The following is a 19,963-nucleotide window of genomic DNA, read 5'->3' as shown; positions in this document are numbered from 1 at the left end:
CCCGGCGGAGCTCTTCCGTCCGCCATCCGATCGACTCGCAGGAGTAGAGCCCTGACCTCTCCGCCCGCCTCGTGGACCCCCGCCGCGGCCCCGGCGACCGTGGTCGTGCTCGCCTCGGGCACCGGATCGCTGTTGCGCGCGCTGCTCGACGCGGCGGCCGCCGCCGGCTTCCCGGCGAAGATCGTCGCCGTCGGCGTCGACCGGAACTGCGCGGCCACCGAGCACGCGGACGCCGCGAGCGTCGCACACTTCAAGGTGGCGCTGAACGATTTTCCCGACCGGGCCGCCTGGGATACCGCGCTGACCGACGCGGTCGCAGGCTACGCACCCGATCTCGTGGTCTCGGCCGGGTTCATGAAGATCCTCGGCCCCGCCTTCCTCGGCAGGTTCGGCGGCCGGATCATCAACACCCACCCCGCGCTGCTGCCCGCCTTCCCCGGCGCGCACGGGGTGCGCGACGCGCTCGCCTACGGGGTACGGGTCACCGGCTCGACCGTGCACCTGGTCGACGCGGGCGTCGACACCGGGCCGATCCTCGCGCAGGAGGCGGTGCCGGTGCTGCCCGACGACGACGAGGCGAGCCTGCACGAACGCATCAAGGTGGTGGAACGGCGGCTGCTCGCGCAGGTCGTCGCCGCCGTCGCCACGCGGGGCATTGTTTCCGACGGACGAAAGGCAGTTATCCCAGATGAGCGAGTTATCCGGTGAGTGACCGCAAGGAAATCAAGCGCGCGCTGGTGAGCGTGTACGACAAGACCGGGCTCATCGAGCTCGCGACCGGTCTGCACGCCGCGGGCATCGAGCTGGTCTCGACCGGTTCGACCGCGGGCAAGATCGCCGACGCGGGCATCCCGGTGACCAAGGTCGAGGATCTCACCGGCTTCCCGGAGACCCTCGAGGGGCGGGTGAAGACGCTGCACCCGCGGGTGCACGCGGGCATCCTCGCCGACACGCGCAAGCAGCAGCACCTCGATCAGCTGGTGGAGCTGGGCGTCGAGGCGTTCCAGCTGGTCGTGGTGAACCTGTACCCGTTCACCGACACCGTGGCCAGCGGCGCGAGCCCGGACGAGTGCGTCGAGCAGATCGACATCGGCGGGCCGTCGATGGTGCGGGCCGCGGCGAAGAACCATCCGTCGGTGGCCGTGGTCGTCGACAGCGGCGACTACGACGAGGTGCTCGGCGCGGTCAAGTCCGGCGGGTTCACCCTGGCCGAGCGGACGGCGTTGGCGGCCAAGGCTTTCCAGCACACCGCAAGTTATGACGTGGCGGTCGCGAGCTGGATGACGTCGGTGCTCGCGCCGGGCGTCGCGGCGCCGGCCGAGGACAGCGGCGTGCAGTTCCCGACCTGGCTCGGCGGCACCTGGGAGCGTTCCGCGGTGCTGCGCTACGGCGAGAACCCACATCAGGCGGCCGCGTTGTACACCAACAACGACGGCAGTCTCGGCCTCGCGCAGGCGCGGCAGTTGCACGGCAAGGAGATGTCGTACAACAACTACACCGATGCCGACGCCGCCTGGCGGGCCGCCTACGACCACAGCGCGCCGACCGTCGCGATCATCAAGCACGCCAACCCCTGTGGCATCGCGATCGGCGCCGACATCGCCGAGGCGCACCGCAAGGCGCACGCCTGCGATCCGGTGAGCGCGTTCGGCGGCGTGATCGCGGCCAACCGTACGGTCACCGTGGAGATGGCCGAGCAGGTCGCGGAGATCTTCACCGAGGTGATCGTGGCCCCGGCGTTCGCCGACGGTGCGGTGGAAGTGTTGCAGCGCAAGAAGAATGTGCGCATCCTGATCGCCGAGCCGCCGCGGCGCGCGGGCGCCGAGCTGCGCCCGATCAGCGGCGGCGCGCTGCTGCAACAGCGCGACATCCTCGACGCCGCGGGCGACGATCCGGCCAACTGGACGCTGGCCACCGGCACCGCGGCCGACGCCGAGACCCTCGCCGATCTCGAATTCGCTTGGCGCGCTTGCCGTGCGGTGAAGTCGAACGCGATCCTGCTCGCGCACGACGGCGCCTCGGTCGGCGTCGGCATGGGTCAGGTCAACCGGGTGGACGCGGTGCAGCTCGCCGTGCAGCGCGCCGGTGATCGGGCCAAGGGCTCGGTCGCGGCCTCGGACGCGTTCTTCCCGTTCCCCGACGGCCCGCAGCAGCTCATCCAGGCGGGCGTCCGCGCGATCGTCCAACCCGGCGGCTCGGTCCGCGACCAGGAGACCATCGACCTGGCCCGCGAGGCCGGCGTAACCCTGTACCTCACCGGCTCCCGCCACTTCGCCCACTGACCTGCTCCACCCCGAACGCCACGCCGGTCCGTCGGCGTGGCGTGCGGCGGCGGGGCTGGGCGCGAATGCGCGTGGTGGGTGCGTTGGTTTCGTACAGTGGCCGCATGTCGATTCGTGCGGTGGTTGCCGGGGTGGTTGTGATGGTCGCTGCCGTGGCGGGGTCGATCAGTGGGCTGCAGTCGGCTCAGGCGGAGCCGGGGGTGCCGCAGACTGTTCCTTCGGTGAAAGCGTGGAATCCTGGTGGGGCCGGGTTCTCGCTCGGTGCGCATGCGCGGGTGTTGTACGGGGACGGATTAAGCGCCGCCGCTGCGGACTTTGCTTCGGCACTGCATTCGGTGACCGGCAATGACGTTGTCGCGCAGGCTGGTTCGTCGGGGAATCCCGGTGACATAGTGCTCAGTACCGGCACTGTGCCCGGAGCGCCGGAAACGCTTGAGGCATACCAGATTTCGATCGGCGAAACCCTCGACCTGCGTGGCACGGACCTCGCGGGTGCGTTCTACGCCACCCGCTCGGCACTGCAACTACTGCGGCAGCGGACCACGATATCCGGTGGCACCGTGACGGATTGGCCGCAGTATCGCGAACGCAGCCTCATGCTCGACGTCGGCCGCGAATTCATGCCGGTCGATCTGCTGCGCGCGCAGATCCGCCGCATGGGCTACCTCAAACTGAACCTGCTGCACCTGCACCTCTCGGACACCTTCGGGTTCCGCCTCGAAAGCGAACGGCACCCGGAAATAACCGCCGCGCAGCACTATTCGAAACAGGACATCCGCGACCTGGTCGAGTACGCGGCCAGGTATCAGGTCGAGATCATGCCCGAGGTGGACTTCCCCGGTCATATGAACGGCATCTTGGCCGCCCACCCGGATCTGAAGCTGCGCAGCGCGAGCGGCCGGGTCTCCGACGCGGCCATCGATATCGCGAACCCGCGCGCCTATGACCTGATGCGCGACATCCTCGACGAGTTCCTGCCGCTGTTCCCCGGCCCCTACTGGCATCTCGGCGCCGACGAGTTCCTGCTCGACGGCGCCCGGGTCGCGAGCTTCGACGAGTACCCGCAGATCGGCGAGTACGCCCGCGCCACCTACGGGCCGCAGGCCCAGCCCGTCGACGCCTTCCTCGGCCTGATCAACTGGGGTGCCGACCTCGTCCGCGCGCACGGCAAACGCCCGCGCATCTGGAACGACGGATTGCACACCGGCGCAGGCACTCTCGCCATCGGCCGGGACATCGTCGTCGACTACTGGAGTCGGGCCGGCATCCCGCAACTGCCCCTGCCGTTCTTCGGAAACGCGCGCAGCCCAGCCGATCTCATCGCCTCGGGGCACGAACTCCGCAACGCCTCCTTCACGCCGACCTACTACGTTGCGGGCGGGCCGACCGCGGCTGGCAACGTGCCGCCGCCCGTCGCCTATCAGATCTGGGATCCGACGCTGTTCGTCGACGGCACCCGCCTGACGGCGGACCAGAACACGCACAACCTCGGCTCGGGCCTGTTCGTCTGGTGCGACGACCCGACGGTGCAGACCCCGGACCGGATCGCCGCCGCCATCACGATGCCGCTGAAGGTCACCGCACAGCAGACCTGGGGTCCACCGCAAGCCGGTAGCTACCTCGAATTCGCGGCGCTGGCCGACGCCGTCGGCGAACCTCCGGCGTAGCGAACCCGCGGCCTACGCCGCGCTGAGCACCGGCCGGTTGCCCAAAGGTGTCTTCAGCGTCAGTTCGAGCGAGCCGAACACCGCGTTCATGGTGCACATCCGGCCCACCGCGTCGGCCCGGGTGCCGGACCGCAGCTCGACGGTGACGGCCGAATCCGTCTCGCGCACAGTCGCGTCCACGCCGTAGCATTCGGGCGTGCCGGTCTGGAAGTTGACCGCGATCCGGTCGTCTGCCAGCCGCGTCCACGAGCTGAACGCCATCGGGCGCGGGCTGACGATGGTCGGGTCGGCGGTGAACTCCCGGCCGCGATTGCCGCCGGTGTCCTCGGTCGGCGTGCTCGGCGCCGCGCTGGTGCTCGTGCTGGTTTTCGGTTGCGGCGCAGCATCATCCGATCCGCCACACGCCGTAGCGGCGAGGCACCCGAGCACAAGGGCAACAGCTGCGGCACTACGTCCGCCCGACATCCGACTCATGCCGACCACCCTAGTGGGCATTCCCGCGGCCATCTCACATCGAACATGACACGGCAATAGGACACACCCCACAGTGAACTTTCGGCGAACCATGCGCGTAATCCCTCCGTAACCCCCTCCAGACCAGTATCTTCGGGCCTAGATGCGCGCCTGTGTCTTCGGCGCGTGTCGATTGTCGGATGCTCTTCAGAACCTTCGAAAGGAAGAACCGTGGGCGACACACTGCGCGTTGGTGAAGAACTCGGACTGGGTCAGTCCCTGCAGGGTGGTGCTTACACCCTTACTTTGCAGGACGACGGCAACCTGGTGTTGTCCGAGCCGGACGGAAATGTGGTGTGGTCCACCCTGACTCACGGTCAGAGTGTCGACCGCGCGGTGCTGCAGGACGACGGCAACTTCGTGGTGTACAAGGGTGACGCGTCGGCCTGGTCCACCGAGACCAACGGCAAGGACGCGGACCGGCTGGTCGTGCAGGCCGACCGCAACGTGGTGCTGTACGGCAAGGACGGCAGCGCGCTGTGGGCCTCGAACACCAAGTCGGACAACCCGCTCTCGGCCCCCGAGCCGGAGCCGGTCGCCGAGGCGCCTGCCGCCGAAGAGGTTCCGCCGCCGCCGGCCCCCGAGGTGCGCACCTACACGGTCGAGCCGGGCGACACCCTGTGGGCGATCGCCGAGCGCTTCTACGGTGACGGCAACCGCTACCAGGAGATCGCCAACGCGAGCGGCATCGACAACCCGGACCTGATCAACCCCGGCCAGGTGCTGACCATCCCGTAATTTATTGCGGCGCAAGACAAAACGTGGGACCCCGGCAACATGCGGGGTCCCACGTTCGCGTTCGGGAGAGTGCGGCTACCGGCTGGTGAAGGGGAGCAGCGCCATCTCGCGGGCGTTCTTCACCGCGACGGCGACCTGGCGCTGCTGCTGCGGCGTGAGCCCGGTGACCCGGCGGCTGCGAATCTTGCCGCGGTCGGAGATGAACGTGCGCAGCAGGTTGACGTCCTTGTAGTCGACCTTCTCGATGCCTGCGGCAATGAGCGGGTTCTTCTTCGGACGGCGGGCCTGTTCGGCGCGAACCTTCTTCGACGGTGCTCGCTTGACTGCCATATACGGATCCTTCGTACGAGAACGGTGGTTGTCTACCAGCTCGATTTGCGCACACCGGGCAACTCGCCCCGGTGCGCCATCTCGCGCACACGCACACGGGACAATCCGAACTTCCGGAGGTGACCGCGCGGTCGTCCGTCAGCGGCGTCCCGATTGCGCAATCGTACCGGACTGGCGTCCCGCGGCTGTCGTCGCAGCTCAGCGTGGGCGTCGGCGCGCACGGCGGCCGGTGTGCCGGGCTTGCGGATGAGTTCTTTCAGCTCGGCCCGGCGCTCGGCGTAGCGCGCGACGACGGCCGCGCGCTGGGCGTTGCGGGCGATCTTCGACTTCTTCGCCATGTCAGCGCTCCTCGCGAAAATCGACGTGCTTGCGCACCACCGGATCGAACTTGCGCAGTACCATCCGGTCCGGATCGTTGCGGCGGTTCTTCCTGGTCACATACGTGTACCCGGTGCCCGCGGTGGACTTGAGTTTGACGATCGGGCGGAGCTCGGTCGACTTGGATGCCATGGCTTTCTCCTGGTCAGATCTTGTCGCCCCGGGCCCGGATGCAGGCCACCACGGCCTCGATCCCGTCCCGGTCGATGGTCTTGATGCCCTTGGCCGAGACGGTCAGCGTGATCCGCCGGCCCTCGCTGGGCAGGAAGTAGGTCTTGCGCTGGATATTGGGGTCCCAGCGCCGATTCGTGCGCTTGTGTGAGTGCGAGACGGACTTGCCGAACCCGGGCTTGCGCCCGGTGACCTGGCAGTGGGCCGACATGCGGACTCCCTCCGGTAGATGACAATCATTTTCGACAACGGCTGATCGACAATGTACCGTTGCGTTGACGCAAATGAAAATCGTTATCGAAAGGGGTGCTGTCAGTGCTCGCACCTGAGACCGACCGCCGCACACCGGTCGTGGTGCTCGCCGGATTCGCCGGACCGGCCGCGGCGGGCGCCGATCACGCGGCTACCGCGCTGTGCGGTGACGCGCCCGGCACCGTCGTCGTCCATCACGACCTCGGCCAGCTGCGCGAGGGCATCGTGCATCGCACGGTGCGCAGCGCGACCTACGAGACCTCGGACGTGCTCGAGCTCGCGCACGGCTGTGTGTCCTGCACGCTGCGGATCGACCTGCTTCCGCTGCTGCGCACGCTCGCCGCGCGGGATTCGGTCGAGCGCATCGTGCTGGCGCTGGATCCGGCGTTCGAGGCCGAGGCGGTCTGTCATGCCATCGAACATGTTGTGGTGGAAGGGATTCTGGGCCGAGTCGACGGACCGGCCGGGCGCGATGTGCGCGTCGAGGCCGTGCTGACCTTCCTCGACGCCGGTGCGTGGCTCGCCGACGCGACCGGTGAGGAGACCCTCGCCGAGCGCGGTCTGGCGAAGGCGGACGACGAGCGCACGGTCGCGCAGGTCGCCGTCGGTCAGGTCGAATTCGCCGATGCCGTAATCGCTTTGGGTGCGGTGCTGCCCGGTGGCGACGTCGATCGCGGCAAGCTGGCGGCGGTGCTGGCCCGGCTGGTCCCCGATGCGCCGGTGGACTGGGTGGACGATCCGCAGCTGCTCACCGCGGCCCGCATCGAAGCCCTGCTGACCCGGATTCCGGCAAACTCCCGCCGCGGCAAGGTATTCGACGCGCACGCGCCGCTGCTGCGCGGACAGCCGCCGCTCAGCAGCGATTACGGCGTCGCCCTGCTGGAGTTCGCCGCCAGCAGGCCGTTCCATCCGGCCCGGCTGCACGAGGCGCTCGACGTGCTCTTCGACGGCGTGGTGACCGCGCGCGGCCGGATGTGGCTCGCCACCCAGCCCGACGAGGTGACCTGGCTGGAGTCCGCGGGCGGCGGCCTGCGCGTCGGCGGCGCGGGTCGCTGGCTGGCATCCATGTCGGAAACCGAACTGGCGCAGGCGGATCCGGATCGGCGGGCGATGGCCGCGCTGCGCTGGGACGACCAGTTCGGCGATCGGGACATCTCCCTGGTGATCCTGGTGCACGACGCCGACCCCAACGAGATCCGCGCGGCGCTGCACTGGGCGCTGGTCGAGGACGACGAGCTGCGCCTGGTCGAACGCGCACCCGAGCGAGTCGCCCAGTGGGAGGACCCATTCGGCGCGTGGCACGCCGACCCCTGCGAGAGCAGCGATACCGCGTTGCCCATCGAAGACGTGAAAAGCCCGAGAGGAGAAGCGAAATGAAGACAGGAATCCATCCGGACTACCACCCGGTGGTGTTCGAGGACGCGGGCACCGGCAAGCAGTTCCTCACCCGGTCGACCGTGACCAGCGCGCGCACCGTGCAGTGGCCGGACGGCAACACCTACCCGCTGGTGACCGTCGACGTGACGTCGGACTCGCACCCGTTCTGGACCGGCGCGCACCGCGTGCTGGACAGCCAGGGCCGGGTGGAGAAGTTCGAGCGCAAGTACGGCAAGCGCCCGCGCCGCGGGGAGGGCTGAGATGGCCGTCCCGAAGCGGAAGATGTCGCGGTCGAACACCCGCAGCCGGCGCGCGCAGTGGAAGGCGACGCCGCCGGATCTGGTGCCGGTGACCGTCGCCGGCGTGGTGCACAAGGTGCCGCGCCGACTGGTCGCGGCGGTGCGCCGCGGACTGATCGACCTCGATCGGCTCTGACGAACGAAAAAGAGAGCGGGCCCGCGACGAATGCCGCGGGCCCGCTCTCTTTATCTCGGAGCTGAGATTTCGGCTCAGCCTTCCTTGGCGGCGAGGTCCGCGAGCGTCGCGGCGAGCCGGAAGTACTTGTTGTTGGCCAGATCGGCGATCGTCTTGATCTTGAGCGCGTCCAGCAGCTGCTTGTCGTGCGCTTCGGTGAGACCGGCGAGGGCCGAGGGCGGAGCGGAGAGGATTTCGTTCAGCGACTTGTTCTCGTACGCCTTGTCGAGAGCCTTGTCGAGCACCACGTTGACGGCCATGCGAACTCCTTCGAACGAACCTGGATGTGCGGCGCCCAGTGAGCGCCATGTGCCAGCCGACGATAACTCGCACGGTGCTGTCGCGGAAGGCGAACGCGCCGGTCGGCCGAATCGGTCCGTCCTGGCGGGTTGATGACCAACTTTCCCGCGACACCGAAACCTGTGGCAATCGATTGGCTACCGGCCTGGTCAGGGCGACGTTGCCACCTCGTGCACGATGCGATTGCGCCCCGATAGCTACCGGGCGAAATACCTACTGTTGGTTGGTTTTTGGTAGTCGGAAAAGTCTCCGCGAAGTGATGCGAACGTGTCCGGACGTCAGTATCCTCGTGCGAGAGGGCGGGTTCTTCCGGTTCCTGGGAGAACCCGCTCATCGCCAAAATCCCGGCCGCGGCACCTCTGTCCCGCGCATGCGGAACCACTCACCGCACCAGCCGACGTCACCGCGTAGAACGCGAATCCACCGCATCGCTACTGGATGTGTGCTGCGTACTCGTACCCTGTCCCGGCAAACCGGGCAAGTCGGGCAGAATCGCCTCGAGTCGGGCCAACTGCTCACCCACCAACGCCGCCGGTCCCTCGATCAACGACAACGGCCACGGCCAATGCCGGCCACTCAGCCGCTGCACCTGCGCCGCCAGGTCGGCCGTCGTCGCCTCCAATTCGCTGATCTCGGTGCGCAACTCGCCGACCTCGCCCTCCAGCTCGCCGATCCGGGCCAGCGCGGCCGCCACCCCGTCCACCAGTGTGCGACCCGGACCGCCCGCGTCACCCAGCTGCGGCCAGCCGGTCAGGCCGGGCCCGCGCAGCTGGATCTGGATATCACGCAGCACTGCCTCTTGCTCCGGTGTCACGTCGGCGTCCTCCTGTGCAAAGAAATCCCACTGACCGAAATCGGTCGTCCCGGCCTCGTTCACATCGCAGACCACACCACCGACGACCTGCTGACGCAACGTCTGATGGAGATTGCGCCGCGCCTCCACATTGCCGCCGGACCAGGCATCGGTCTGCCACGCCCAGCTCGCGCTGCCCGCGTCCAACGCCCGGCTGACCGACCAATATCCGCCGTAGATCCCGACATTCGCGCGGCCGAGCACCGTCGCCGCGCCGTCGAGGTAGGCATTGATCCGCTGCTGATCCTGCGGCGTCACATCGAAATCGGCGGAAAAATAGATCGGCCGATCCGACCGGCCCCCACAGCGCAGCACCTGGGCCAGGCCCGCGCGCGCGTCCACCACACCCGCGCCGTAGCCGTCCAGCATGCGCGTCGCGGTGGTCTCCCAGTTCGCCGCGATCGACACCCCGTGGGCGCGCAGATCGTCGGCCTCGGCCGGGGTCAGCAACTTGCCGGGCAAGGTGACGCCACCGTCGGACAGATACCGGACGACGAAGTCGAAACTCGCCGCGCGGATGGCCGCGCCGCCCGGACGTGCCGCGGCGTAGTCCAGACCGAAACGCATGTCTCTCACTGTAAATCGAGGGATTACCGCGGCAGGGCCGAACCGGCGCCGCGGATCAGAACGCGGAGTTGGTCGCGGGCACCCGCACCGGCGCCGAGGTGCGCCGGTCCGGCGCGATCAGGATCGCGCTGATCGGGATGGCCAGCGACAGCATGCCGAGCACGAACGCGGGCACGAAGAATCCGAACAGATCCTCACCCGGTGGCGTCGAATTGGCCGTGGCCAGGTGGATTTCCACGCCGACCAGATCGGTGTAGTGCATGCCCGCGATCCCGGCCGCGAACACCAGGGCCGCCGCGGCCAGCAGCGCCAGCGGCCGCCGCGGCTGGGTGAACCACAGGGTGGCCAGCGAGAGCAGCACCGCGATCGCCACCGCGCCGACGAACGTCCACGGCTGGATCGAGGTCGAACCTTGAATGTGCATGGCGTCCAAGGCCAGATAGTGCATCAGGCCGAACCCGCCGCCCATCACCGCCCCGGCGCCGATCAGGCGCGCGATGTGCAGCGTCCGCCCCATCAGCACCAGCGCCGCCCACACCGCGAGGATCGAGATCACCGCCGCCGCAGCGACACTCCACACGTCGTAGCGCACCAGGCTACCCGGCACCGTGACCCCGAGCATCGAGACGAACACCGGCAGCCAGACCCCGATCCCGCCGATCGAGACCGCCGCCGACGCCTGCCACACCACCCGGAACTTCGGCGTCACCGATTTCGTCGACTGCCGGATGCAACTGAACCCGACCAGCGCGCCGACCAGCGAGACCGCGATCGACAACCCGATGATCCAGTAGCCCATGCTGAAATAAGTCAAAGAACAGCCTGTTCTCGTTCCTGCGCGGCGAGGCGCTGGATGGCGTACTCGGTCACCGCGGCCAGCGACTGGCGCACCTCGTTGGCGTTGCGCGCGTCGATGTCGACGATCGGCACGCTCTCGCGCACCGCGAGCGCCTCCCGCAGTTCGGCGATCGGGAAGCGGGGCGCGTTCGGGAAGCGGTTGACCGCCACCAAGAACGGCAGCTGCCGCGCTTCGAAGAAGTCGACCGCGGCGAAGCTGTCCTCCAGCCTGCGGGTGTCGATCAGCACCACCGCGCCGATCGCGCCGCGGATCAGGTCGTCCCACATGAACCAGAAGCGCCGCTGGCCCGGAGTGCCGAACAGATACAGCGCCAGGTTGCCCGGCAGGATGATCCGGCCGAAATCCATGGCGACCGTGGTGGTTTCCTTCTCCGGCGTTTCCGCTAGATCGTCGATGCCGTCGGAGAACCGGGTCACCATGGCCTCGGTCCGCAGGGGAACGATCTCGGACACCGCGCCGACAAATGTTGTCTTACCTACCCCGAAACCACCGGCGACCACGATCTTCGTGGACGCGGTCCGGTTGTCCCCGTCGGCCTGGCCGGGGTTGGTGTCGGGCCCGATTTTCTTATAGGGCACGGAGTCCACGCAAAGTCCTCTCCATCAAAGAACGGCGCTCGTCGAAACTCGCCTCGTCAGTCAGTGTCGAATGCAGACGCACAGTGCCGTCGACCACGAGGTCACCGATCATCACCCGGATCATGCCGAGCGGACGATCCAGGTGAGCGGCGATCTCGGCAACAGAAAGCCGATGTGTGCCGAGCCTAAGGATATCCGTGCGGACATCACCGGTTGGCCAGTCGAGATGCGCAGTGTAGGACAGGGTCTCGATAACGGCTTCCAGCGGCAGGTCGACCGCCGGTTCGGTGCGCCCCGAGGTCAGGGCATACGGTCGGACGCGCGTGGTCGGTCGTGGTCCAGGTCCGTAGGGATTGGACATCTCCCGCTCAAACCGCGGTACGCGCGGTGGCGGTGACCACCGTGCCGACCCGGTCGACCAACAGCGCCATCTCGTAGCCGATCCGGCCGATGTCGTGCGACTTGTTGGCGAGCACGGCCAGATGAGATCCGTTGCCCACACTCATAACCAGCAGATAGCCACGCTGCATCTCGACGATCGACTGCATCACCTTGCCGCCGTCGAACAGCGACGCCGCGCCCATCGACAGACTGGCCAGGCCGGCGGTGACGGCCGCGAGCTGCTCGGCCCGATCGGACGGCAGGTGCGGGCTGGTCGCCTGCAGCAGGCCGTCGGCCGAGACCAGCACCGCATGGGACACGCCGGGTACGTCCCGGGTGAATCTGGCGACCAGCCAGTTCAGGTTCTCATCCGTGGTGCTGTTCGCGTCTGTCATGCAAGCCCTCCGTCGTCGTACTGCGCATTGGCCCGCCCACTGCGGACCCCACTGAGATGCCTGGTCAGGTTGTTCCGAATCTCCTCGGGATCACGGGCTCCCGATTCGTCTGCCTGCGCCAAGCCGCCGGGGACCAGTTGCGCGCCCGGCGTTCGGATCGGAAGTCCACCGCTGGTGCGGCCGGTCGGCGTCGGATGGGTCGCCTCTTCGGCGGCCGACCAGCCCACGTCGGCGGGTGAGGTCCAAGTGGTCTCCGCGGTCTGCGACGTCGCGGGTTCGACCAGCCATTCCGACACCATGCGCTGATAGATCGGGGTCGGCGAGGCGCCGGCCACCGGTTGCAGCCGCGCGGAGGTCACCATCGCGGGCTCGACCGCCCGCGGCGGGACGGGCTCGGGTTCCGGCACCGCGGCCGGTCGCCGGATCGGCAGGCCGGAGCGTGACGTGGTGCGCGACGGTTCGCGCCCGGCGTTCGGCTGCTCGGACTCGCGCGGCACCCGCTGCTGCGGGATGGTCGGTTCGGGTTCCGGGCCGTTCGCCTCGGACTCGGCCCAGAAGTCGGTCGGCCGTTCCTCGTCGGCCGGACGGGTCGGGCCGCTGCCGGCCACGCCGACCGTCGGCGGCCCGAAGGGGGAGCGATCGTCGGTCGGGGTGTTGATCGACCACGGCTCGGTCGGCGGCTGCGTGTCGGAATCGGTGTCGGGCGTGTTGGTCCGCGAGGGCACCGAGACGGCGGGCTGCCCGGGCGGCTCGGCGACCCGGATCGCGGGCCTGCGCTGCGGCAGACCGGTGCTGGACACCTCGAACCGCGGCGAATTGTGCTGCGGCAGGCTCGGTACCGGCACCAGCGTGCGCGGCTGCGCGGGCAGCTCGTAGTCGCCGGTCAGCTCCAGCGGCTTGCCGGTCGGGTCGGTGGCGTCCAGCGGCGGCGCGACCAGCGCGCCGGGCAGGTGCACGCTCGCGGTGACGCCCGGCTGCTGCGCGGTGGTGGAGGTGCGGCGCAGGTTGGCGGTGATGGTGTGCCGTTTCGCCAGCCGGCCGACCACGAAAAGGCCCATCCGGCGCGCGGTTTCGACGGTGACCTCACCACCGGAGCTCAGCCGGTCGTTGATCGCGCGCAGGTCCTCGGTCGACATGCCGAGGCCGCGGTCGATGATCTCGATCAGGTAGCCGCCGTCGACGGCGCGCGCCACCGACAGCGTGACCGGCGTGGTCGGCGGCGAGTAGCGCAGCGCGTTGTCGATCAGCTCGGCGAGCAGATGCTCGATGTCGATGGCGGGCTCGCCGGCCACGATGCCGTCCGGGACCGCGCCGATCTCGACCCGCTGATAATCCTCGACCTGCGAGACCGCACTCCAGAGCATGTCGGAGAGCTGGACCGGGTGCAGCTGGCCGCGGCGCAACGCGGTACCGGCGAGCACCAGCAGGTTGTCGCCGTTGCGGCGCATGCGGGTGGCCAGGTGGTCCAGGCGGAACAGGCTTTGCAGGCGTTCGGTGTTGTCCTCGTCGTGCTCGAGGTCCTCGATCAGCGCCAGCTGCTGCTCGACCAGCGATTGGCTGCGCCGCGAGAGCGTCTCGAACATGCTGCCGATCTGCACCCGCAACCGGGCCTGCTCGGCGGCCAGGTGCAGCGAGGCCTGGTGGATGTCGTCGACCGCGCGGGCCAGCTGGCCGATCTCCTCGGTGGTGCGGATGTCGACCGGGGTGATCTTCGGGGTCGCACCGCCGGTGCGCACCACCTCGATCTCGTTCGGCAGATCGACGTGCGCGACCTGCAGCGCGTCGTGGCGCAGGCGGCGAATCGGCACCACCAGCGAGCGGGCGACGCCGAGCGCGAGGGCCAGGCCGGCGAGCAGCGTGGTGATCACGATCGCGACGTCGCGCAGCACGGCGCTGCGCAGTTCGATGGTCCGGTCGGCCAGCTTGTCGTCGATCGTGTTCAGCAGCACCGTGGTCGCCTGGCGGTAGGCCTCGGAACTGGTGTGCAGCGAATCGGTGATAACTCCGTTGCTGCCCAGGCTGTTCGGGCTCTGGCTCAGCGCGCCGATGCGGGTCTGCACCTGATCGATCAGGACCTGCGCGTTGGTCGCCGAGGACGGGCTCATCTGCGGATAGGAGTAGGTGAGCATCATTTCCGCGCCGAGCGTGGTCAGCATGCCGGCCAGCGCGGCCGGGTTGTTGCCGCCGCTGGCCGTCGCGGACATGATCTGCTCCTGCGTGAGCAGGCGCGAGGCGTTGGTCATCAGGCCGAGCTGCAGGAAGTAGCGCTGGATGACGATCTCTTCGATCGAGGAGGAGACCGAGATCGCGGTGATGATGCGGGTGCCGACCTCGTCGACCTGGCCGCCGATGGTGGCGGGGGAGGAGGTGCGCAGTCCGTTGCGCATGGTCCGGGCGACCGCGATGGCCGCGGGCAGTTCCTTGGTGGTGCTGTCGTCGACCTTCTTCGTCCGCAGCGCGGTTTCCAGATCGATGGCCGACTGGTCGAACTTGGCCGCGACCGTATCGATCGGATCCTCCGGCCGGGCGTTGACCGCCGCGATCGCGAGTTGCTCGGTGGCCTGGCTGAATTCGAGGATCGGGCGCAAGATGCGGGCCTGCTCGGTAGCCGCGTCGAGCTTCGAGATCACCCCGAGCTCGTCCTTGATCCGCAGTCCGGCGAAGGCCGAGGCGAGCAGCACCGGCAGCAACAGCACGATGCCGACCTTGCGCGTGACCGACAGGTTGGACAGGCTGAATTGCCAGGAACGCGGTGCAGCTTCCATTCCGCTTCCGTCGCCTCCACTTCGCGCATGGTCCCCGAATGGTGGCTGTCTAGGAGCTGTCTGGATCAACCCGCCGAGAACCAACTCAAGGTCTTCTTTTTACCGCACGGAACATACCGTGCTGACTGGCCGTCGGCAATCCGAGGCACCAGGTCTGCTCGTGGCCGAATATGGCTACGCGGAACAGGTTTCGCGTTGTAAGAGTTTGTGAGTCTACATAGTTCCTGGACGACTGATCTATACGGCGGAAGATCGCGGATAGCTGATCGAGTGCTGGCCGCCGGTCGGCCGGGCGGAGGCGGACGCGGCGTGTCGAGCGTCCCCTCTCAGTCGCCTCTCAGTCGATACGGTCAAACTGGTCGCATGCGCATTCTGGTAGTCGACGACGATCGCGCCGTCCGCGAGTCTCTGCGCCGGTCACTGACCTTCAACGGGTACTCCGTCGACCTCGCGGTGGACGGCGTCGACGCGCTCGACAAGGCGACGAGTCAGCGGCCGGACGCGTTGGTGCTCGACGTGATGATGCCGCGGATGGACGGGCTCGAGGTCTGCCGGCGCCTGCGCAGCACCGGTGACGATCTTCCGATTTTGGTTTTGACGGCACGGGATTCGGTGTCCGAGCGGGTTGCCGGACTCGATGCGGGCGCCGACGATTATTTGCCGAAACCCTTCGCGTTGGAAGAATTGCTCGCGCGTTTGCGTGCGCTACTGCGACGCACGACCGCCGATCCCGGCGAGGTTTCCGAGGCAATGACGTTCGCCGATTTGTCGCTGGATCCGGTGACCCGCGAGGTTTCTCGGGGCGAGCGCGGGATCAGTCTCACCCGCACCGAGTTCTCGCTGCTGGAAATGCTGATGGCGAATCCGCGCCGGGTGCTCACCCGTAGCCGCATCCTCGAAGAGGTCTGGGGATACGACTTCCCCACCTCCGGCAACGCGCTCGAGGTGTACATCGGCTATTTGCGCCGCAAAACCGAGGCCGAGGGCGAATCCCGGCTCATCCACACCGTGCGCGGCGTCGGTTACGTGCTGCGGGAGACGCCCCCGTAGGGGAAGGCCATGGCGCGAACAGTTCCCAAGCGGCCCGTGGTCGCCGGGCTCGGGCAACGGCCGCCGCAGCGGCCACCCGACCCGACCGAGATGCGGCCCCCGATCCCCCTCACCCGTTCGGTGTCGTTGCGTTGGCGGGTGACGCTGCTGGCTGCCTCCGTGGTGGCGATCGCCGTGGCCGTGACCTCGATCGCGGCCTACGCGTTGGTCGCGCGGGCGTTGTACGCGAACGTCGATACCGAACTGCGCAGCCGAGCCAGCGCGGTGATCGCCAGTAATCCCTATGGGTTCAATCTGCAGAACCTGGTGCTGGCGACCGCGTTCTATCCGGACACCGGCATCGCGCTGATCTTTCCGGACATCGGCCCGTACTCGCCGCCGCAAGCGACCGAGCCGCCGGTCGGCAGTCAGGAGATGGCGGTCTTCCACGGCGAGCTGAATTCGTCGTTGCGCACGGTCGCCAATCAGCGCGTGCTCGCGTTGCGCACGAATCAGGGTGCGACGTTGGTGATCTCGCAGCGGCTGGAGCCGACCCGGAACGTGCTGGATCGGCTGGCCTGGCTGTTGTTCGTCGTCGGTGGTTGCGGCGTCGTGCTGGCCGCCGCGGCGGGAACCGCGGTCGGGCGCACCGGATTGCGGCCGATCGGCCGGTTGACCGCGGCGACCGAACGGATCGCGCGCACCGATGACCTAACCCCGATCCCGGTGACCGGCGACGACGAGTTGGCCAGGCTCACCGAGAGTTTCAACACGATGCTGCGCGCGTTGGCCGAATCCCGGGACCGGCAGCGCAGATTGGTCGCCGACGCCGGGCACGAACTGCGGACGCCGCTCACCTCGTTGCGGACGAACACCGAACTGCTGATGGCTTCGAGCCGGCCGGGCGCACCGCGCATTCCGGACGAGGACATGGCCGAGCTGCGTTCGGATGTGATGGCGCAGATCGAGGAGTTGTCCAACCTGGTCGGCGACCTGGTCGACCTGGCTCGCGAGGACGCGCCCGAAACCGTTTACGAGCGAGTCGATCTCGGTGAGGTGGCCGAGCGAGCGCTGGAGCGCGCCCGGCGTCGACGCGGATCGGTGGTGTTCGTTTCGGCGATCCGGCCCTGGTTCGTCTACGGGCACGAGGCCGGCTTGGAGCGGGCGATCCTCAATGTGCTCGACAATGCCGCGAAGTGGAGTCCGGCCGGCGCTCAGGTCTATGTCGAGATGCGCGAGACCGGGCGGGGTCTGCTCGAGCTGACCGTCGACGACGCCGGGCCGGGTATTCCGCCGGGCGAGCGCGAGTTGGTGTTCGAGCGGTTCTACCGGACCACCGCGTCGCGGTCGATGCCCGGTTCGGGGCTCGGCTTGGCGATCGTCAAGCAGGTCGTGACGAAACACGGCGGCACGATCACCATCGAGGCGTCCGGGCGCGGCGGCGCGCGGATCCGGATCGTCTTGCCGGGCGAGGCCGGGCGCCCGGCCGAGGCCTGAGACAGGCGCGCGGCAGTCCGGTTGCGTACCCTGTTGGCTGGAAAGCTGCAGGGTCGGGGTGTGCGCAGCCTCGGCGAGACCGCGAGCGGTGGGTCGACAGGTCTCGGGCAATTGATAGCACGGTCTCAGTCCGCTCTCAGTAGTCGTCGTCAAGCTTGGCGCAGACGCTGAGGAGAAACGAGGAGTCCATGACCGAGGATTCGAAGGACCGGCGGGACGAGCCGGAGACGGCGAACGCCGCACCGGATCAGCCCAACCCGACCGATCAGATCCCGGCCGCACCGACGGGGCCCGCCGGCGCGCCGTATGGGGCGGGTTACGCACCGCAGGGGCCCGGCTTCGGGCCGTACGAGGCGCCGAATCAGCCGTATGGGGCGCCGCCGCCGTATCCGCCCCCGCATCAGCACACCCAGCCGTTCCCCGGCCCGGACTACGGCGCCCCGTTCGAGCACGCGCAGCCGCCCTTCGAGCCGCAGCAAGGTGCCCCGCTCGGGGTGCAGCAGCCGCCCGCCAAGCGCCCGGTCCGCACCGGCCTGGTCATCGGCGCGGTCGCGCTGGCCCTGGTCAGCGGCGGCGTCGGCGGCGCGGTCGGCGCGCTGGCCACGCATTCGGACAACGGGCGCTCGACCATCACCAACGCGCTCGATCAGCCGAAGCCGAACGTCAACAACGTCTCCAACGCACCGGCCGGCTCGACCCAGGCGGTCGCGCAGAAGGTGCTGCCCAGCGTGGTCATGATCAAGGTGGCCAGCAGCCGCGCCGAGGGCGAGGGTTCCGGGGTGGTGCTGTCCTCCGACGGCCTCATCCTGACCAACAATCACGTCGCCGCGGGCGGTGGTCCGGGCGCGAAGATGGATGTCCTGTTCTCCGACGGCAGCTCCGCGCCCGCGACGATCGTCGGCGCCGACCCGGTCTCCGATCTGGCCGTGATCAAGGTCGCGGGCAAGACCGGCCTGACCCCGATCGACCTCGGCACCTCGGCCAACCTTCAGGTCGGCCAGCCGGTTGTCGCGATCGGCTCGCCGCTCGGCCTGGCCGGCACCGTGACCACCGGCATCGTTTCCTCGCTGAACCGCCCGGTGTCGACCCAGGGCGAGGGCCAGCAGAGCGCCGCGGGCGTGAACCCGGTGATCGACGCGATCCAGACCGACGCCGCGATCAACCCGGGTAATTCCGGTGGCGCGCTGGTCGACGGCAACGGCAAGCTCATCGGCATCAACACCGCCATCGCCAGCCTCGGCGCGGGTGAGCCGGGCGCAGGCCAGCAGAGCGGCTCGATCGGCCTCGGCTTCGCCATCCCGATCGACCAGGCCCGCCGGGTAGCCGACGAGCTGATCAAGACCGGGCACGCCACCTACGCGCAGATCGGCGTCAAGATCCAGGCGCAGGCCCAGGATTCGATCAACGGCGCCAGGGTGATGGAGTCCACCGCCGACGGCCCCGCCGCGAAGGCGGGCATTCCGTCCGGTGTCGTCATCACCAAGCTCGATGACCGCAGCATCACCACCGGCGACGCGCTCGTCGCCGCGGTCCGTTCGCACCAACCAGGAGACAAGGTGAAAGTCACCTATACCGATGCCCAAGGCAACAACGCCAAGACCGTCGAGGTGACCCTCACCGGTGCGCCCGCGGACGGTGGCAGATGATGCGCGTGCTGCAAGGCGGCCGCACGCCGCTGCTCGACACCGCCGCAGAGGTTCTCGGCATAGACGCTACGGTTAGCACCATGGAAATCGATGCTCCGGTGGCGGGGCGTGCTCTGGTGGTGGTCGTCGATGATCGAACGGCGCATGGAGGTGTTGACTCGCTCGGCCCGCTGGTCACCGAGCTGCTCACCGAGGCAGGCTTTCTCGTCGACGCGTCGGTGTCGGTGCAGGCCGACGAGGTCGAGATCCGCAACGCGCTGAACACCGCGGTGATCGGCGGTGTCGACCTGGTCATCTCAGTCGGCGGCACCGGCATGTCGCCGCGCGACGTGACCCCCGAGGCCACCTCCCAGGTGCTCGATCGCGAGCTGACCGGCATCAGCGAGGCGCTGCGTTCGTCCGGCCGGGTGGCCGGTTCGCTGGACGCGGGCCTGTCCCGCGGCGTGGCCGGCATCTCCGGCAGCACGCTGGTGGTCAACCTGCCCGGCACCCGGGCCGCGGTGCGCGACGGCATGGCCACCCTCGGCCCGCTCGCCAGCAAGGTCATCGGCGAGCTGTCCGGATTGGTCGACTGATCACCGATTCCGGTTCTTCCGACGACATCCCTCGTCCGGCCGCTCGCCGGGCGAGGGATGCGGCGCGTCTCGCCGAGATTTTCGGCGACGCCCTCCCAGACACCACGAGCGACGAACGCGGATATGACTCCGGAAACGAGTCTTCCGCCGACGAATGGCTGCGCGCGCAGAAGCCGCCGCATCACGGTTGAATGCCCAAATCTACGTAGTAGCTACGTATTGATAAGTTTGGCTAACCGTAATTTACTTGTGATTGTTTCAGATCCGAGTTATGCCATCGATATATGTACGGCCCTGGCCCGTATTCAGCGGTTGACGCTTTAGTGACTTCGTCAG

23 protein-coding genes are annotated in these 19,963 nt (G+C 68.4%); 11 read left to right on the top strand and 12 right to left on the bottom strand.

All coding sequences use genetic code 11. The features are described from left to right. The first annotated feature begins 51 nt into the window (after positions 1-51). From purN to AB0M22_RS09605, 3 genes are all read left to right on the top strand, one after another. Positions 52-708: a phosphoribosylglycinamide formyltransferase gene (gene purN / locus AB0M22_RS09615; protein WP_364724053.1), complete on the top strand. Its 657-nt coding sequence runs from the start codon at positions 52-54 to the stop codon at positions 706-708. Further along, positions 705-2,282, top strand: a complete 1,578-nt coding sequence (gene purH / locus AB0M22_RS09610; protein ID WP_364723048.1) for a bifunctional phosphoribosylaminoimidazolecarboxamide formyltransferase/IMP cyclohydrolase — start codon at positions 705-707, stop codon at positions 2,280-2,282. Before purN ends, purH begins: the two co-directional genes overlap by 4 nt. Positions 2,283-2,386: 104 nt before the next feature. Continuing rightward, positions 2,387-3,949 carry a family 20 glycosylhydrolase gene (locus AB0M22_RS09605; RefSeq protein WP_364723046.1) on the top strand — a complete coding sequence of 521 codons (1,563 nt, stop codon included), beginning with the start codon at positions 2,387-2,389 and terminating at the stop codon, positions 3,947-3,949. Between the two features lie 12 nt (positions 3,950-3,961). Here AB0M22_RS09605 and AB0M22_RS09600 read toward each other — a convergent pair whose 3' ends face one another. Next, positions 3,962-4,423: a hypothetical protein gene (locus AB0M22_RS09600; RefSeq protein WP_364723044.1), complete on the bottom strand. Its 462-nt coding sequence runs from the start codon at positions 4,421-4,423 to the stop codon at positions 3,962-3,964. A 210-nt stretch (positions 4,424-4,633) separates the two neighbouring features. Here AB0M22_RS09600 and AB0M22_RS09595 point away from each other — a divergent pair, with 210 nt between their 5' ends. Further along, a complete protein-coding gene (locus AB0M22_RS09595) occupies positions 4,634-5,200 on the top strand; it encodes a LysM peptidoglycan-binding domain-containing protein (RefSeq protein ID WP_364723042.1) in 567 nt (188 codons plus the stop codon). Between the two features lie 75 nt (positions 5,201-5,275). Here AB0M22_RS09595 and rpsR read toward each other — a convergent pair whose 3' ends face one another. The 4 genes from rpsR to rpmB are packed head-to-tail and all read right to left on the bottom strand — an operon-like array spanning position 5,276 to position 6,290. Next, positions 5,276-5,530 carry a 30S ribosomal protein S18 gene (gene rpsR, locus AB0M22_RS09590; RefSeq protein ID WP_040738992.1) on the bottom strand — a complete coding sequence of 85 codons (255 nt, stop codon included), beginning with the start codon at positions 5,528-5,530 and terminating at the stop codon, positions 5,276-5,278. A gap of 32 nt (positions 5,531-5,562) precedes the next feature. Further along, positions 5,563-5,868: a 30S ribosomal protein S14 gene (gene rpsN / locus AB0M22_RS09585; protein ID WP_364723039.1), complete on the bottom strand. Its 306-nt coding sequence runs from the start codon at positions 5,866-5,868 to the stop codon at positions 5,563-5,565. Position 5,869: 1 nt separating this feature from the next. After that, positions 5,870-6,040, bottom strand: coding sequence for a 50S ribosomal protein L33 (gene rpmG, locus AB0M22_RS09580; RefSeq protein ID WP_150402028.1), 171 nt, complete (start codon positions 6,038-6,040; stop codon positions 5,870-5,872). Between the two features lie 13 nt (positions 6,041-6,053). Next, positions 6,054-6,290, bottom strand: coding sequence for a 50S ribosomal protein L28 (gene rpmB / locus AB0M22_RS09575; protein WP_364723036.1), 237 nt, complete (start codon positions 6,288-6,290; stop codon positions 6,054-6,056). Positions 6,291-6,385: 95 nt separating this feature from the next. Here rpmB and AB0M22_RS09570 point away from each other — a divergent pair, with 95 nt between their 5' ends. The 3 genes from AB0M22_RS09570 to rpmF are packed head-to-tail and all read left to right on the top strand — an operon-like array spanning position 6,386 to position 8,143. Further along, on the top strand, positions 6,386-7,708 hold the full coding sequence (locus tag AB0M22_RS09570; protein ID WP_364723034.1) for a GTP-binding protein: 1,323 nt from the start codon (positions 6,386-6,388) through the stop codon (positions 7,706-7,708). Further along, positions 7,705-7,968 (top strand): type B 50S ribosomal protein L31, encoded by a 264-nt coding sequence (locus AB0M22_RS09565; RefSeq protein WP_364723032.1) that lies wholly within the window; start codon positions 7,705-7,707, stop codon positions 7,966-7,968. The genes AB0M22_RS09570 and AB0M22_RS09565 overlap by 4 nt, the downstream gene beginning before the upstream one ends. Before the next feature lies 1 nt (position 7,969). Next, positions 7,970-8,143, top strand: a complete 174-nt coding sequence (gene rpmF / locus AB0M22_RS09560; protein ID WP_107659359.1) for a 50S ribosomal protein L32 — start codon at positions 7,970-7,972, stop codon at positions 8,141-8,143. 74 nt (positions 8,144-8,217) lie between these two features. Here the strand turns inward: rpmF and AB0M22_RS09555 are convergent, their stop codons facing one another. From AB0M22_RS09555 to AB0M22_RS09525, 7 genes are all read right to left on the bottom strand, one after another. Next, the gene (locus AB0M22_RS09555) at positions 8,218-8,442 is read right to left on the bottom strand and encodes a hypothetical protein (RefSeq protein ID WP_364723029.1); all 225 of its coding nucleotides are present in this window, start codon (positions 8,440-8,442) and stop codon (positions 8,218-8,220) included. A gap of 440 nt (positions 8,443-8,882) precedes the next feature. Continuing rightward, on the bottom strand, positions 8,883-9,902 hold the full coding sequence (locus tag AB0M22_RS09550; protein WP_364723027.1) for a DUF1906 domain-containing protein: 1,020 nt from the start codon (positions 9,900-9,902) through the stop codon (positions 8,883-8,885). A gap of 55 nt (positions 9,903-9,957) precedes the next feature. Continuing rightward, the gene (locus AB0M22_RS09545; RefSeq protein WP_364723025.1) at positions 9,958-10,716 is read right to left on the bottom strand and encodes an MHYT domain-containing protein; all 759 of its coding nucleotides are present in this window, start codon (positions 10,714-10,716) and stop codon (positions 9,958-9,960) included. Then, positions 10,713-11,324: an ATP/GTP-binding protein gene (locus AB0M22_RS09540; RefSeq protein WP_040739020.1), complete on the bottom strand. Its 612-nt coding sequence runs from the start codon at positions 11,322-11,324 to the stop codon at positions 10,713-10,715. The genes AB0M22_RS09545 and AB0M22_RS09540 overlap by 4 nt, the downstream gene beginning before the upstream one ends. A gap of 4 nt (positions 11,325-11,328) precedes the next feature. Then, the gene (locus tag AB0M22_RS09535) at positions 11,329-11,700 is read right to left on the bottom strand and encodes a DUF742 domain-containing protein (RefSeq protein WP_364723023.1); all 372 of its coding nucleotides are present in this window, start codon (positions 11,698-11,700) and stop codon (positions 11,329-11,331) included. A gap of 7 nt (positions 11,701-11,707) precedes the next feature. Beyond that, on the bottom strand, positions 11,708-12,115 hold the full coding sequence (locus AB0M22_RS09530; RefSeq protein ID WP_150402036.1) for a roadblock/LC7 domain-containing protein: 408 nt from the start codon (positions 12,113-12,115) through the stop codon (positions 11,708-11,710). Further along, positions 12,112-14,880: an ATP-binding protein gene (locus AB0M22_RS09525; protein ID WP_364723020.1), complete on the bottom strand. Its 2,769-nt coding sequence runs from the start codon at positions 14,878-14,880 to the stop codon at positions 12,112-12,114. Before AB0M22_RS09525 ends, AB0M22_RS09530 begins: the two co-directional genes overlap by 4 nt. A gap of 363 nt (positions 14,881-15,243) precedes the next feature. Here AB0M22_RS09525 and AB0M22_RS09520 point away from each other — a divergent pair, with 363 nt between their 5' ends. The 4 genes from AB0M22_RS09520 to AB0M22_RS09505 all read left to right on the top strand — a co-directional run bounded on the left by AB0M22_RS09520 (position 15,244) and on the right by AB0M22_RS09505 (position 19,627). Then, on the top strand, positions 15,244-15,930 hold the full coding sequence (locus AB0M22_RS09520) for a response regulator transcription factor (protein WP_150402038.1): 687 nt from the start codon (positions 15,244-15,246) through the stop codon (positions 15,928-15,930). A gap of 90 nt (positions 15,931-16,020) precedes the next feature. Further along, positions 16,021-17,406: a HAMP domain-containing sensor histidine kinase gene (locus AB0M22_RS09515; RefSeq protein ID WP_364724050.1), complete on the top strand. Its 1,386-nt coding sequence runs from the start codon at positions 16,021-16,023 to the stop codon at positions 17,404-17,406. Between the two features lie 188 nt (positions 17,407-17,594). Continuing rightward, complete coding sequence (locus AB0M22_RS09510; RefSeq protein ID WP_364723018.1) at positions 17,595-19,052, top strand: trypsin-like peptidase domain-containing protein; 1,458 nt, start codon at positions 17,595-17,597, stop codon at positions 19,050-19,052. Between the two features lie 80 nt (positions 19,053-19,132). Next, entirely contained in the window at positions 19,133-19,627 is a 495-nt protein-coding gene (locus AB0M22_RS09505) for a MogA/MoaB family molybdenum cofactor biosynthesis protein (protein WP_223885114.1), read from the top strand. Positions 19,628-19,963 lie beyond the last annotated feature (336 nt).

Source organism: Nocardia sp. NPDC051756 (assembly GCF_040681495.1).
Classification (GTDB): Bacteria; Actinomycetota; Actinomycetes; order Mycobacteriales; family Mycobacteriaceae; genus Nocardia.
Note: the sequence above shows the minus strand (reverse complement) of the source record. Positions and strands in the feature narration are given on the sequence as shown.

Coding starts and splice junctions, on each gene's coding strand:
- AB0M22_RS09605 (WP_364723046.1), top strand. CDS start 2,387: ATGTCGATTCGTGCGGTGGTTGCCGGGGTGGTTGTGATGGTCGCTGCC.
- AB0M22_RS09600 (WP_364723044.1), bottom strand. CDS start 4,423: ATGAGTCGGATGTCGGGCGGACGTAGTGCCGCAGCTGTTGCCCTTGTG.
- rpsR (WP_040738992.1), bottom strand. CDS start 5,530: ATGGCAGTCAAGCGAGCACCGTCGAAGAAGGTTCGCGCCGAACAGGCC.
- rpsN (WP_364723039.1), bottom strand. CDS start 5,868: ATGGCGAAGAAGTCGAAGATCGCCCGCAACGCCCAGCGCGCGGCCGTC.
- rpmG (WP_150402028.1), bottom strand. CDS start 6,040: ATGGCATCCAAGTCGACCGAGCTCCGCCCGATCGTCAAACTCAAGTCC.
- rpmB (WP_364723036.1), bottom strand. CDS start 6,290: ATGTCGGCCCACTGCCAGGTCACCGGGCGCAAGCCCGGGTTCGGCAAG.
- AB0M22_RS09565 (WP_364723032.1), top strand. CDS start 7,705: ATGAAGACAGGAATCCATCCGGACTACCACCCGGTGGTGTTCGAGGAC.
- rpmF (WP_107659359.1), top strand. CDS start 7,970: ATGGCCGTCCCGAAGCGGAAGATGTCGCGGTCGAACACCCGCAGCCGG.
- AB0M22_RS09555 (WP_364723029.1), bottom strand. CDS start 8,442: ATGGCCGTCAACGTGGTGCTCGACAAGGCTCTCGACAAGGCGTACGAG.
- AB0M22_RS09550 (WP_364723027.1), bottom strand. CDS start 9,902: ATGCGTTTCGGTCTGGACTACGCCGCGGCACGTCCGGGCGGCGCGGCC.
- AB0M22_RS09535 (WP_364723023.1), bottom strand. CDS start 11,700: ATGTCCAATCCCTACGGACCTGGACCACGACCGACCACGCGCGTCCGA.
- AB0M22_RS09530 (WP_150402036.1), bottom strand. CDS start 12,115: ATGACAGACGCGAACAGCACCACGGATGAGAACCTGAACTGGCTGGTC.
- AB0M22_RS09525 (WP_364723020.1), bottom strand. CDS start 14,880: ATGGAAGCTGCACCGCGTTCCTGGCAATTCAGCCTGTCCAACCTGTCG.
- AB0M22_RS09520 (WP_150402038.1), top strand. CDS start 15,244: ATGCGCATTCTGGTAGTCGACGACGATCGCGCCGTCCGCGAGTCTCTG.
- AB0M22_RS09515 (WP_364724050.1), top strand. CDS start 16,021: ATGCGGCCCCCGATCCCCCTCACCCGTTCGGTGTCGTTGCGTTGGCGG.
- AB0M22_RS09510 (WP_364723018.1), top strand. CDS start 17,595: ATGACCGAGGATTCGAAGGACCGGCGGGACGAGCCGGAGACGGCGAAC.
- AB0M22_RS09505 (WP_223885114.1), top strand. CDS start 19,133: ATGGAAATCGATGCTCCGGTGGCGGGGCGTGCTCTGGTGGTGGTCGTC.